We start from the raw sequence: 12,784 nt of genomic DNA on the forward strand, positions 1-12,784 counted from the left end.
ATGGTCGGTGGGAGCGGGTACCATCGGAGCCCAGGAGGCCGCAGACGTGAAGCACGACCTTGTTGACACCACCGAGATGTACCTGCGCACCATCCTCGAACTCGAGGAGGAGGGGGTGCCGCCGCTTCGTGCCCGCATCGCCGAGCGGCTGAAGCAGAGTGGTCCGACCGTCAGCCAGACCGTCGCCCGCATGGAGCGCGACGGCCTGCTCACCGTCGAGGGCGACCGGCACCTGACTCTCACGCCGCAGGGCCGCAACACCGCCGTGTCGGTGATGCGCAAGCACCGGCTGGCCGAGTTGCTGCTGGTGAACGTGATCGGGATGCCCTACGAGGAGGCCCACGAAGAGGCCTGCCGGTGGGAGCACGTGATGAGCGACGCGGTGGAGAAGCGGGTCTTCGACCTGCTCAACCGCCCGACCCGCTCGCCGTACGGCAACCCGATCCCGGGCCTGGCGGAGCTGGGCGACCCGGGCCAGGCGCTTGCCGACGCCGTCGAGGGCGAGCGCAACCTGGCCTTCCCCGGCCTGTCCGGCCCGGTCGTGGTGCGGCGGATCTGCGAGAGCGTGCAGACCGACTCGGACGTGCTCCGGCAGTTGCACGCCGCCGGCGTCGACCCGGGCGCGACCGTGACGGTGGCGCAGGAACGCGACGCCGTCTCCATCGACCGCTCCGGCGATCGGGTACGCCTTCCCCGCGAGGTGGCGTCCCGGGTGTTCGTCGCGGCCCGCTGAGGCCGGCTTCCGGTCAGAGCTGCCTTGGTGCGACCCGCGATCAGAGCTGCCTCGTGTCGATCACCTTGGCCAGCGTGACCAGCTTGCCGGCCGTCTTGTCCGCCTCCGCCTTCGCGGTGCCGGCCGGGGCGGTCCAGCGCAGGGTGGCGAGCCGCCCCTCGGTGGCCAGCCAGCCGACCTCGGCGGCCGGCCCGGACTTCGCGGTCTTGGGCAGCGTGCGCCGGTAGGCGGCCTTGCCCAGCTTGGTGATCTTCGCCGCGCCGCCCGGCTGCACGTCTAGGGCGAACGTGGCCGCGTCGATCGACGTCTCGGTCACCGACAGCGTCAGCTCCGGCAGCACCGCCCCGGCCGCCCGGACCACGCACGTGTGGGTGTCGCCCCGCTCGGTGGCCGCCGCCACGTCGAACGTGCCGCCGGTGTGCTCGGCGATCACCGCGAAGTCGAGCAGCCGGCACGCCCCGCCCGAGGACGCCGCCGCGACCGGCACCGGCGGAGGCGGGGCCGGCGGCCCGGACCGGGTCGGCCCCTCGTCGGCGCAGCCGGCGGCGAGCAGGACGGCCGCAACGGCCAGCCAGATACGTGCACGCACGGGAGACCTCCGCGGTCGGCGGCGGGTCCGACCCGCCGGAGTTCCGTCGGACACCGTACGGCGTGCCCCAGCGGGGACGGAAGCCCCCTAATCGGCCACGTACGGACAGTGCCGGCAGCCTCGCCCGCAGCACGTGCCACGCCGCGCCAGGAAGCCCGCGCTGAGCACGAACAGCCCCGTCTCCGGATCCAGGTAGCCGGCCTCCCCGGCGGCCAGGGCGGCGGCGTGCGCGGCGAGGATGCGCTCCCGCCCGGGGTGGTCCGGCGACAGCCGCGACGGGTGCGGTTCGGTAAGGGGCCGTCCCGCCAGCTCGTCACGCACCGCTGAAGTCTACGGACGCCCGGCCCGCCCTAGTTTCCGCCCGGGCCGCCGCCGGTCCCGAGGCGTTCCAGGTACGGCACGAACGCCTCGGGCCGCTCGAACATCGAACGGTGCCCGGCGCGCGGGATCACCAGATGGTCCTTGCGCGGCGCCTGGAGCTGCGCGTACCACTCGTCGAACAGGCGCAGCCGGCCCGGCACCTCCTGCGCGCCGTCCACGAAGTACGCCGGCACCGCGAGCTGCCGCACGTCACGCCGGAAGTCGATCTCCTGCAACCGGGGGTACAGCACGTCCCAGCCGTCCAGGAACCCGAACAGGTGCACCTTCTCCAGCAGGCTGTATTCGGAGACGCCCAGGTTGCCGACGGTCCCGGTCTCGTCCTCGCTCGCGCCTTCCCGGTCGACCGGGAAGGCCCCGGCCTCGTTGGTCAGCAACGGCTCGTACGCCCAGAGGTCGCGGTAGGGCGGCGGCCCCTGCGCGGTCATCCGGTCCGCGAGCGCCGTCCGGCCGGTGCGGCGGGCCCAGGCCACGGTGTCGGCGTACTGGCTGCGGTCGGCCTCGCGCAGGCTCACCACCTGCCCGACGCCCACGTACGCGGCGAACAGTTCCGGGTGCTGTCGCACGGCGAGCAGGCCGGCGATGGTGCCGCCGGAGTGCGCGACCAGGTGGATCCGATCCCGGCCCAGCCGTTCCCGCAGGTGCCGGGCCACCGCGACCAGGTCGTCCACCTCGTCGTCCAGGCGCCAGTCCGACGGGGCGCGGAACCCCGACCAGGACCGCGGCCCGCCGGCACGGTCCCACACGGCCACCACGAAGCGCTGCTCCAGTTCGGGCAGATGGCGACGGACCGCGCCGATCTCCGAGCCGCCGGGCGGACCGGGCACCACGAGCAGCACCGGAGCGCCGCGGTCCGTACCCCTGATCAGCAGGCCCAGCTCGCGCCCGGAGGAGTCGACGGTGTCGAAGCGGGCGATGCCGCCGGGGATCGGCTCGGTGCGGCCCGGCACGGCCACGCCGACGGTGACGAGCGCGAGCAACGCGGCCAGCAGACCGACGCCGATCCGGCCCAGCCGGCGCGGCACCGGCCGGCGCGGCGGCACCGCGTCGAGGCGGCGAGCCAGTCCGGCGCCGTAGGCGGCACCGACCAGCAGCGGCAACAAGCTCAGCAGACCGTGTACGCCCCGGCCGGCGAGCAGCGCCACGACGCCGAAGCCGGACAGGCGCGGACGGTCGACGGTGGGCCCACGCAGCCGCAGCCGGACCAGCTCGACAGCCACCGCGAAGATCACCGGCGCGACGAGCATCAACCAGCGGGACCGGCTCAGCCACCCGGCGGCCAGCCCGACGACGAGGCTCACCGCGACGGAGGCGAGTGCCGCACCCACCGTGCCGGGCCCGCGCGGGGTCCACCAGCCGGCGACAGCGCCCCAGAGCAGGGGCAGCGTCGACGCGAGGAGCATCCGGGTGCGCATGCCGTCTCCCTCCGCCGAGATCGTCAACCCTAGCCAGGGCGGCCACTCTTCGCTGTCCCGTCCTCACGTGTGGTACAGATCGGGTGTCGGCTGTGGTGAATGTTCAGCCGGCCGGACGCTGCGCGAGCAGGAACGCCTGGGACTGCCGCTCCCTGCCGACCGGCGCGCGGACCGTCGTCGCCGACACCGCGAACCCGGCCGCGGTGAGCTGTGCGACCAGCCGATCCGGGGACAGCCAGTAGACGTCGAAGGCGACGCAGTGGCCGTATGCCTGCTCCCGTCGGTCGAGCCGGTCGCCGGCCTTCACCGCGAGCAGCAGGTGACCGCCCGGAGCGAGCACCCGGTGGAAACCGGCGAACACCTCCGGCAGCAGTTCCGGTGGCAGATGGATGACCGAGTACCAGGACACCAGCCCGGCCAGTGATCCGTCCGGCACGGCCAGCTCGGTCAGCGAGCCGACCTCGAAGCGCAGGTCCGGGTACGCGCGGCGGGCCACCGCCACCATGCCGGGCGACAGATCGACGCCGCTGATGTCGAGGCCGAGCCGGTGCAGGTGGGCGGTGACGCGACCGGTACCGCAGCCCACCTCCAGCACGGGCCGCCCCGGCCCGACCGTCTCGGCGAACGCGGCCAGCAGGGCCCGGTCCAGCGGCGGCTCGACCACGTCGGGCAGCAGCCGCGCGTAGTCCTCGGCGACGGCGTCGTACGCCGCACGGGTCTCGGCGAGCCACCGCGGTTCGGTCACCCCGCGACCCTAGTAGCCGGCCGGACCACCTCCCGCCCCCGCTCCGTCGATCATGAAGTTGACGGGGGCGAGGTCGGCGTGTCGCGCCGTCAACCTCATGATCGACGGGGCGGGCCTCCGCCGGCTGCACCGCCGATGGGACGGCGTCGCCGGGGGAACTCCGCGCCCCCTGCGCGCTGCTGCCGGCCGATCTGCGGGAAGGGACACGACGACCGGCCCTCGGACCAGCGTGAACCGGTATGCGCCGACCGGGCATGAAGGGATGTGACGAACGAGATGCACCCGGTCGCGGCCCAGGAACGACGACCACCCGGGGCCGGGCCACCCGAGGCGGCAACGGACGGCGACCTGATCCACGGATCCGTCACCGAGCCGGAGCGGTTCGCGCCGTTGTTCGACCGGCACGCCGTCGCCGTGCACCGCTACCTCGCCCGGCGGATCGGCCCGCCCGCCGACGACCTCCTGGCCGAGACGTTCCTCGTCGCGTTCCGACGGCGGGCCGCGTACCGACCGGACGTGGGGGTACGGCCGTGGCTCTTCGGGATCGCGACCAATCTGCTGCGCCGGCACGTACGGGCCGAGGAGCGCCGGTACCGGGCACTGGCCCGGCTCGCCGCAGCGGAGACGCAGCCCGGGATCGAGGACGCGATCGACCGGCTGGACGCCCGCGCCCTGCGCCGCGATCTGGCCGCGGCACTCGCGTCGCTGCACCGGCGCGACCGGGACGTGCTGCTGCTCACCGCCTGGGCGGATCTGTCGTACGAGCAGATCGCCGCCGTGCTCGACATTCCGGTCGGCACGGTCCGTTCCCGCCTGCACCGGGCCCGCCGGCTCACCCGACTCGCGCTCACCTCGAAGGAGCCGACATGAACGAGATCGCCCTGTTGCGGACGCACGGACCGGACGCTCCGGAGGCGTCAGCGGAGACGCTGAACGACGCTCGCAACCGCCTCGTCGACGAGTTCCCGGCCGCATCGGCACGCCGGACCGTCAGACCGGTGCGGCGCCGGACCCTCCTGGTGGCGGCAGCCGCGACGACGGTGACGGTCGCGGTGGGCGTCGGTCTGGCGGCGCGTCCGGTCGACCGCCCGGCGGAGCCGGTCACGCTGGTGGCGGTGACCATGCCCGAGTTCCCGCTGACGTTGCGGTCCCGCCCAGCGGTGCTGGCACCACCGCGGTACAGCTACGAGCCGGACCGGTTCCTCGCCGTGTACCTGTCGGATGGCGGCGCCGACGATGTCTGGCTCTCCGTCCGGGACGAGCGCCCGGATCGCCACGCACTGCCGTCCCGGCGGGTGACCGTCGGCAGCCACCAGGCGGAACTGTACGAGGACGAGCACCCCGCCGCGCCCCGGCAGGTCACCGTGACGTGGGAACAGAAATCGGGTCGGTGGGTGTCGCTGACCGGCCACGGCCGGTTCGCGGCGGACGGCGCGTTGCTGCGGCTGGCCGGGGACGTCGTCGACGAGCCGCAGCCGATACCCCTGCGGGTCCGGGTCGCGCCCCGCGGGTGGCGGATCGCCTCGTTCAAGGACGACACCATCCTCACCCTGCGCGGCAAGTCCCCCGGCGACATGCTCGCCGTGCAGGTGGTGGCTGGCCGCGACCCGGACCTGCTGCACACGGTGATGGGGGCGGTGGAGGAACGCACGGTCACGGTCGGCGGGCGGGACGCACGGTTGGTCCGGGCCGACGAGATGTGGTTCCTGCAGACGGAGGTGCCGGGCGGGGCGGTGGTCAACCTGCAGGCGCCCCTACGGCTCACCGTGGAGCAGGTGATCGCGATCGCCGAGCAGGTGTCGGTGACGCCACGGGGTCGCTGACCGTCCCGTCGGCCCTTCGGCGACGGTGGCCGGACCAGCAGCCCGCCGGTCATGCCGCCGTCGCGCCGATCTCGCAGCCGCCCCCCGCTCCGTCGATCATGAAGTTGGCGGGGCGAGGTCGGCGTGCCGCGCCGTCAACCTCATGATCGACGGGGCGGAGCAGCGGAGGGCGGGGCTGGCGCCGCGCTGCTACGGTCGCCCGCGATCGTCCGAGGAGGACAACATGACGAGATCGGCCGCCTTACTGCTGGTCATCGGGGTGCTCCTGGCCTCCGCCGGCTGCACCGCCGACGAGACGGCGTCGCCGGGGGAACTCCGCGACCCCTGCGCGCTGCTCCCGGCCGACCTGCTGGCGCGGCTCGCGCCCGGCGCTCAGCCCACCGCCTCGGCGAACCTCGGTGACCGCAGCGGCTCCAAGGAGTGCGCGGTCGACCTGACCAGTGGCACCGCCATGCGCGGCGACCTGGTCGTCACCGTGGCCACGGATGCCGAGGGCAGGTACGACGCGACGTGGCGGCGGGACCGGTGCGACCGCATCGCCGCCGAACCGAGCGACGCCGGCCCGGGCGACACCTCCTGCACGGCGGTGCGCCCGTGGGACGGCGGGGAGACCCGGTTCGACGGCTGGGCCTGGCGAGGTGACCACTACGAGGTGCGCGTGGCGTACCAGGTGGTCAAGCCGGAGACGTTGCCGGCCGGCGCGGAGGCCGACCTGCGGGGCGTGCTCGCCTCGGCGGTCGACGCGCTGCCGGACTGAGCCGGGCCGGGCGGTCCGGCGGTCTTCACGGCCGCGCCGCGCCGAACCAGGTGAGCGCCTGGCCGTGGCCCCGGGTCCAGGCCAGGGGGCGACCGTCCAGGGCCAGGACGTTGTGGAACCCGTCGGCGGGCGGCTCGGGCAGCGTCGCGTGCGGCAGCACCGACAGGTCCTCGTTGGCGAGCCAGTGGCCGGGCAGGGTCCGGACCAGCGCGGTGAACGCCTCCCGCCGTGGCGGCGGCACCTGGTACAGCACCGAGCTGTGGAACACCACGAGCGTCGCCCCGGCCGGAGCTTGCGCCGCCAGCGCCGGCAGGTCGTCGACCAGGTCACCGCGCACCAGCAGCGGCGGGTCGGCCGCCGCGACCGCAGCCGCCGCGCGCAGCCGCGCCCGGCGGTGCCGGTGCTCCGGCCAGATCAACGCCTCCAGCCAGGCCACGTCCGCCGGGTCGGTGACGTCGAGCGGGTTCACGTCGAGCCCGGCCCGCCACACCACCTCCGGGCGCCGCACCGGCGGCTCGGTGCCGGTCAAGTCACAGTCGAGCACCGGCTCGCCGTCGCCGACCCGCCGGTCGCCGTAGCGGTACGCGTACCGGTCGGGGTAGAGGCACAGCCCGGCGGACGCACCCACCTCCAGCAACGCCAGCGGCTGCGGCAACGCGGCGAGCACCGGCAGCAGCACCGCGCAGCGCCCCGCCTCGTTCGTCTGGGTCGCCCGCGTCCGCATCTGCGCCGCGACGTCCGGCCAGTGCCCGATCACGTACGCGCGGAACGCCGCCGGGTCGTCCACCGGCCCGCCGCGCAGCCGCACCACCCCGAACAGCAGGTTCGGCTGACGCTTGGCCGGCGGCAGCGTGTCGAGCAGGGCGAGCAGCTCCCGGTCACCGGCCACCGCCCGCGACAACCGCTCGTACGCCGGGGACACGCCGCGCGTCTCACGCTCGGCGAAGACCCGATAGATGTCTGCCGTGCTCATCCCCCGAGCATTCCAGCTCGCGTACACGATGGTCTGTGACCGTGGGCACCTACAGCCGTTTCGGCCGACGGGGACGAAGCCCTCGGGAGATCTCCTCCAGGTGCCGCTGCTGGTGCTCACGCACCATGGCCTCCCAGACCTCCTGGTCGAAGTCAGGATCGAGCGGCACCCACCGGTGCGAGCCGTCGCAGTAATGAAACCGTTCGTCGCCCGGCCGAATGACATTCATCGCACCCACCCGAGGAAGCGCTGATGCAACACCCCGGCCGTCACCCAGGTCAGATCCTCCGCCGCCCACACCAGATAAGACCCCATGTACAAGCCCAACGACACCGGCGCTCCGGCGAACTCGGCCCGCAGCTCACGACGCCGCGTCGGGCAGGGCCACGGAGCGCCACACCCACCGCAGCTCCACACCGGAAGAACCGGCCCGTGGGCGGTCACCGGAGGCCGTCCAGGAAGCGCCGGGTGGCCGTCCGCGCTTGCCGGCGGGCCGCCCATTCGACCTGCTGACAGGGGTACGGGGACAGCCGCGCCCACCACGCCCGGCACCCTGCGCAGAAGCCGTCGACGCCGGGTACGTGTACCGACAGGATCTGCCGGACCTGCGGCTCCGTCACGTCTGCTCCTCTCCCGGCCAGTGGCCGCGACGGATCGGGATGCGATGGCGTACGCGGCACGGCAGTTCCGCGCCGCAGCGGCAGATCCGCCGCCACCGCCGCCAGGACCACACCGGACGGTGTCGCCGGGCGAGGGTCAGCGCGACCGCCACCACGTAGTCCTCGTACGACACACGAGTACGCATGCCGCCCTCCCAAACTTAGACTTCCATTTTGGAAGCCCAACTAGACTAAAGTTGGACTCCTGTTTTGGAACCCTGCCGAGCGTGTCGCGTCATCTCGATGCGGAGGGCGATAATCAGCCGATGGTCAACCCGACAATCCAGCGCAGGCGGCTCGGACTCGCACTCAAGCGGGCTCGGGAGCACGCCGGCAGGACGCAGGACGAGGCGGCAGCAGTCATCGATGCCGCAGCGAGCAAGATCAGCCGCATCGAGCTGGGTCAATCGGGCATCAAGCTGACCGACCTGCATCTCCTGCTCGACCTGTACGGCGTTACGGGCGAGGAAGCTGAGCCGTTACGCGAACTCGCTCGTGCCGGGCGCCAGCGAGGGCGGTGGAGCACATACCGCAACGCCGTACCCGATTGGTTCCGCCAGTACCTCGACCTAGAGGGCGACGCGTCGGAGATTCGCTGGTACCAACCGGAGGTCGTTCCCGGCATCCTCCAGACCGAGCCCTACATCCGCGCGATGAACGCCACCGCCCACCCGCGCCCCAACGACGAGGATCTGGACCGAACGGTTGCCATCAGACTTGAGCGGCAGGCGATCTTGCGTCAGGACGGCGGCCCGGAGCTGAGCTTCATCCTGAGCGAATCCGCGCTCCGGCGGAACATCGGTGACGTCGACACCATGAGCGACCAACTCCGCCACCTCGTGGAGGTGAGCAACCAGCCGAATGTCTCGCTCCAGGTCTTCCCCTTCGACGCGCAGACCTACGAAACGGCGTCCTTCAACTTCATCATTTTGCGCTTCGGCGACGACGCCGGCTCGGATGTGATCTACGTAGAGACGTTCACGGACGCGGATTACCTCGACCGACCGGACGCGGTGCGGGCCTACACTCGGCTGTGGGACCGGCTCCGTGCCGCCGCGCTCGGGCCGGTAGAGTCGCGCAAGCTCATCCGGCAACTGGCGGATGAGCTGGCACGCTGACGGAACTGGAGGTGGCCGTGACAAGCCCGGATCGCCTCGGCCTCAAGTGGCGCAAGTCGAGTCGCAGCGACAACAACGGCGGCGCGTGCGTAGAGGTTGCCGCCGTCAGCGAGAACATCCTGATCCGCGACAGCAAGGATGCGGCCGGTCCCGTTCTACGCTTCGGGCGTCAGGCATGGCAGGCGTTCCTCCGGACTCTGCCCTGAACCCGGACCTGCCGGTACACACACTTCACCGCTGGCCCTTAAGCCAGCCGCGAGGACGAATGAGGGCAAGCGGGGCGCACGCCTTCGCGTACGCCCCGGCCTTCTAGTCAGCGTGAGTCACGTGGCGGATTCGGATCGTTTCCGTAGCTGTCTCGCTCACGGATTTGACCGTTTCTGCCGTGAAGGTAGAACTCCGTCTGGTCCGCCCGGGCTACTGGCCGCCCAGCCCTCTCGGCTTCCGCCTGAGTCGGGTGCAGCGACGATGCCCGCTGATTTCCCTCCCGGACCACAGCCCACTCGCCGTCACGAGGGACGACATGAACAGGTTTGGCCTTATCAGCCATGACTTTCTCCACTCCTACTCGATTAACTTGCTTGACCGAGCCGGGAGGAGCGAAGATCTGTCTCTGCAAGGAAACAGGTCGGGTTCCGTCCCGGCTCACGAGCCCCGGGCGCGCCAACGCCCGGGGCTCGTTGCTTTCGTCAGCTGCAGCCGCTGGTGGAGCCGCAGCCCTCGCAGACGTAGCAGCTACCGGCGGGCCGCATCTTCGTACCGCAGGTGAAGCAGAGCGGCGCGTCGGCGGCCTTGCCGATCACGGCCTCCAGCAGTTCGGTGCTGGAACCCACCGACGGCGCGGGCTTGACGGCCGCGGCGTCGGCCATCTCCTGCGCCGGCTGCGCGATCGGGCCGGTCTTCGGCTCGGGCGCCTCGACCGGGGCGGAGGCGGCCATCGCGGTGAGGTCCGCACCGCTCGCCTCCGCCTCCGCCTCGGCCCGGAGCTGGGCGGCCCGCTCCTTGGCGGTGAAGATGCCCAGCTCGGCGCGGCGGTCGTACGGCAGGAAGTCCAGCGCCAGGCGACGGAAGATGTAGTCCATCACCGAGGCGGCCATCCGCACGTCCGGGTCGTCGGTCATGCCGGCCGGCTCGAAGCGCATGTTGGTGAACTTGCTGACGTACGTCTCCAGCGGGACGCCGTACTGGAGACCGATGGAGATGGCCACCGAGAAGGCGTCCATCACACCGGCCAGGGTCGAGCCCTGCTTCGACATCTTGAGGAAGACCTCGCCGAGGCCGTCGTCCGGGTAGGACGAGGCGGTGAGGTAGCCCTCCGCGCCGCCGACCGAGAAGGAGACCGTCTGCGACGGGCGCTTCTTCGGCAGCCGCTTGCGCACCGGGCGGTACTCGACGACCTTCTCCACGACCTTCTCGACCTCGGCGGCCGGGGCCTGCGTCTCGGCGGTGGCCTTGTTCGGCTTGGCGGCCGACAGCGGCTGGCCGACCTTGCAGTTGTCCCGGTAGATCGCCAGCGCCTTGAGGCCGAGCTTCCAGCCCTCGAAGTAGATCTTCTCGACGTCCTCGACGGTGGCCTGCTCCGGCATGTTGACCGTCTTGGAGATGGCGCCGGAGATGAACGGCTGGACGGCCGCCATCATCCGCACGTGACCCATCGGCGCGATCGAGCGCTCGCCCATCGCGCAGTCGAAGACCGGGTAGTGCTCCGGCTTGAGGCCCGGGGCGTCCACCACGTGGCCGTGGTCGGCGATGTGCTCGACGATCGCCTCGACCTGCTCCTCGGGGTAGCCGAGGCTGCGCAGGGCACGCGGCACGGTCTGGTTGACGATCTGCATCGAGCCGCCGCCGACCAGCTTCTTGAACTTCACCAGTGCCAGGTCCGGCTCGACACCGGTGGTGTCGCAGTCCATCATCAGGCCGATGGTGCCGGTCGGGGCGAGCACGCTGGCCTGCGAGTTGCGCCAGCCGAACTTGTCACCGAGCTTGTTGCCCAGCGTCCACTGCTTGGTCGCCTCGCGCTGCACGGCGGTCGCCACGGTGCCGGTCGGCTTGATCGCGTCGTTGGCGGCGGCGTGCTTGCGCATGACCCGCTTGTGCGGCTCTGCGTTGCGGGCGTAGCCGTCGTACGGGCCGACGATGCCGGCCAGCTCGGCGGAACGGCGGTAGGCGGTGCCGGTCATCAGCGAGGTGATCGCGGCGGACACCTCCCGGCCCTGCTCCGAGTCGTACGGCAGGCCGGAGGCCATCAGCAGCGCGCCCAGGTTGGCGTACCCGATGCCGAGCTGCCGGTAGGCGCGGGTGGTCTCACCGATCTTCTCGGTCGGGAAGTCGGCGAAGCAGATCGAGATGTCCATCGCGGTGATGACGAACTCGACCGACTTGACGAACTTCTCCACCTCGAAGCCGCCGTCGGCGCGGAGGAACTTCATCAGGTTCAGCGAGGCCAGGTTGCACGAGGAGTTGTCCAGGTGCAGGTACTCCGAGCACGGGTTCGACGCGGTGATCCGCCCGGTCTCCGGACAGGTGTGCCAGTCGTTGATGGTGTCGTCGTACTGCAGGCCCGGGTCGGCGCACTCCCAGGCCGCCTGGGAGATGGTGTGGAACAGCTTCTTGGCGTCGATCGTCTCGATGGTCTGCCCGTCGAGCCGGCCGCGCAGGTCGAAGCCGCCGCCGTTCTCCACCGCGGTCATGAACTCGTCGGAGACGCGGACCGAGTTGTTGGCGTTCTGGTACTGCACGCTGACGATGTCGGCGCCGCCCAGGTCCATGTCGAACCCGGCGTCCCGCAGCGCGCGGATCTTGTCCTCCTCGCGCGCCTTGGTCGCCACGAACTCCTCGATGTCCGGGTGGTCCACGTCGAGGATGACCATCTTCGCCGCGCGCCGGGTGGCGCCACCGGACTTGATGGTGCCGGCGGAGGCGTCCGCGCCGCGCATGAAGCTGACCGGACCGGAGGCGGTGCCGCCGGAGGAGAGCAGCTCCTTCGAGGAACGGATCCGGGAGAGGTTGACCCCGGCGCCGGAGCCGCCCTGGAAGATCCGCCCCTCCTCCTTGTACCAGTCGAGGATCGAGTCCATCGAGTCGTCGACGGAGAGGATGAAGCAGGCGCTGACCTGCTGCGGCGACGGCGTGCCGACGTTGAACCACACCGGCGAGTTGAAGCTGAACACCTGGTGCAGCAGCATCCAGGTCAGCTCGTGCGCGAACACCTCGGCGTCGGCCGGGGTGGCGAAGTAGCCGTACTCCTCACCGGCGGTGCGGTAGGTCTCGACCACCCGGTCGATCAGCTGCCGCAGCGACCACTCCCGCTCCGGGGTCCCCACCGCGCCCCGGAAGTACTTGGTGGTCACGATGTTCGCCGCGTTCACCGACCAGGACTCGGGGAACTCCACCCCGCGCTGCTCGAAGTTGATCGAGCCGTCCCGCCAGTTCGTCATGACGACGTCGCGGCGCTCCCAGGCGACCTCGTCGTAGGGATGCACCCCCTCGGTCGTCCAGACGCGCTCGATCTTCAGCCCCGCCCCGGCCTTGTTCCGTGACTTGCTGGTCGTCACGCCCTCGCCCCCCTCGTCGGCAACGGTCACCCACCGCGCC

General features: G+C 71.7%; 16 protein-coding genes. 6 read left to right on the forward strand and 10 right to left on the reverse strand.

What is annotated here, in order from left to right; translation table 11 throughout:
* Positions 1-46 precede the first annotated feature (46 nt).
* Entirely contained in the window at positions 47-733 is a 687-nt protein-coding gene (locus tag FB455_RS21005; RefSeq protein ID WP_145754679.1) for an iron-dependent transcriptional repressor DtxR, read from the forward strand.
* A 40-nt stretch (positions 734-773) separates the two neighbouring features.
* Here the strand turns inward: FB455_RS21005 and FB455_RS21010 are convergent, their stop codons facing one another.
* The 4 genes from FB455_RS21010 to FB455_RS21025 form a co-directional block, all read right to left on the reverse strand.
* Positions 774-1,322, reverse strand: coding sequence for a hypothetical protein (locus FB455_RS21010; RefSeq protein WP_145754681.1), 549 nt, complete (start codon positions 1,320-1,322; stop codon positions 774-776).
* A gap of 87 nt (positions 1,323-1,409) precedes the next feature.
* A complete protein-coding gene (locus FB455_RS21015) occupies positions 1,410-1,643 on the reverse strand; it encodes a DUF5522 domain-containing protein (RefSeq protein ID WP_071096262.1) in 234 nt (77 codons plus the stop codon).
* Positions 1,644-1,672: 29 nt separating this feature from the next.
* Complete coding sequence (locus FB455_RS21020) at positions 1,673-3,115, reverse strand: alpha/beta fold hydrolase (RefSeq protein WP_145754684.1); 1,443 nt, start codon at positions 3,113-3,115, stop codon at positions 1,673-1,675.
* 103 nt (positions 3,116-3,218) lie between these two features.
* A complete protein-coding gene (locus FB455_RS21025) occupies positions 3,219-3,860 on the reverse strand; it encodes a class I SAM-dependent DNA methyltransferase (RefSeq protein WP_145754686.1) in 642 nt (213 codons plus the stop codon).
* Between the two features lie 276 nt (positions 3,861-4,136).
* Between FB455_RS21025 and FB455_RS21030 the strand changes: the two genes are divergently transcribed.
* The 3 genes from FB455_RS21030 (at position 4,137) to FB455_RS21040 (ending at position 6,440) form a co-directional block, all read left to right on the forward strand.
* On the forward strand, positions 4,137-4,730 hold the full coding sequence (locus FB455_RS21030; RefSeq protein WP_145754746.1) for an RNA polymerase sigma factor: 594 nt from the start codon (positions 4,137-4,139) through the stop codon (positions 4,728-4,730).
* The gene (locus FB455_RS21035) at positions 4,727-5,683 is read left to right on the forward strand and encodes a hypothetical protein (RefSeq protein WP_145754689.1); all 957 of its coding nucleotides are present in this window, start codon (positions 4,727-4,729) and stop codon (positions 5,681-5,683) included. Before FB455_RS21030 ends, FB455_RS21035 begins: the two co-directional genes overlap by 4 nt.
* A gap of 223 nt (positions 5,684-5,906) precedes the next feature.
* Positions 5,907-6,440 (forward strand): hypothetical protein, encoded by a 534-nt coding sequence (locus FB455_RS21040; RefSeq protein ID WP_145754692.1) that lies wholly within the window; start codon positions 5,907-5,909, stop codon positions 6,438-6,440.
* A 25-nt stretch (positions 6,441-6,465) separates the two neighbouring features.
* Here the strand turns inward: FB455_RS21040 and FB455_RS21045 are convergent, their stop codons facing one another.
* From FB455_RS21045 to FB455_RS21065, 4 genes are all read right to left on the reverse strand, one after another.
* On the reverse strand, positions 6,466-7,413 hold the full coding sequence (locus FB455_RS21045) for a DUF2332 domain-containing protein (RefSeq protein WP_145754694.1): 948 nt from the start codon (positions 7,411-7,413) through the stop codon (positions 6,466-6,468).
* A 49-nt stretch (positions 7,414-7,462) separates the two neighbouring features.
* Positions 7,463-7,642, reverse strand: coding sequence for a hypothetical protein (locus FB455_RS21050; RefSeq protein ID WP_145754696.1), 180 nt, complete (start codon positions 7,640-7,642; stop codon positions 7,463-7,465).
* Positions 7,643-7,853: 211 nt separating this feature from the next.
* On the reverse strand, positions 7,854-8,033 hold the full coding sequence (locus FB455_RS21060; RefSeq protein ID WP_145754701.1) for a hypothetical protein: 180 nt from the start codon (positions 8,031-8,033) through the stop codon (positions 7,854-7,856).
* Positions 8,030-8,218, reverse strand: a complete 189-nt coding sequence (locus tag FB455_RS21065; protein ID WP_145754704.1) for a hypothetical protein — start codon at positions 8,216-8,218, stop codon at positions 8,030-8,032. Before FB455_RS21065 ends, FB455_RS21060 begins: the two co-directional genes overlap by 4 nt.
* Before the next feature lie 81 nt (positions 8,219-8,299).
* Between FB455_RS21065 and FB455_RS21070 the strand changes: the two genes are divergently transcribed.
* Complete coding sequence (locus FB455_RS21070; RefSeq protein WP_145754706.1) at positions 8,300-9,190, forward strand: DUF5753 domain-containing protein; 891 nt, start codon at positions 8,300-8,302, stop codon at positions 9,188-9,190.
* Between the two features lie 17 nt (positions 9,191-9,207).
* Positions 9,208-9,396 carry a DUF397 domain-containing protein gene (locus FB455_RS21075; protein ID WP_013284754.1) on the forward strand — a complete coding sequence of 63 codons (189 nt, stop codon included), beginning with the start codon at positions 9,208-9,210 and terminating at the stop codon, positions 9,394-9,396.
* 107 nt (positions 9,397-9,503) lie between these two features.
* Here the strand turns inward: FB455_RS21075 and FB455_RS21080 are convergent, their stop codons facing one another.
* Positions 9,504-9,740: a DUF2188 domain-containing protein gene (locus FB455_RS21080; protein WP_013284753.1), complete on the reverse strand. Its 237-nt coding sequence runs from the start codon at positions 9,738-9,740 to the stop codon at positions 9,504-9,506.
* Between the two features lie 139 nt (positions 9,741-9,879).
* Positions 9,880-12,774 carry a vitamin B12-dependent ribonucleotide reductase gene (locus FB455_RS21085; RefSeq protein ID WP_013474489.1) on the reverse strand — a complete coding sequence of 965 codons (2,895 nt, stop codon included), beginning with the start codon at positions 12,772-12,774 and terminating at the stop codon, positions 9,880-9,882.
* Between the last annotated feature and the right edge of the window lie 10 nt (positions 12,775-12,784).

The organism is Micromonospora sp. CNZ296, from assembly GCF_007827635.1.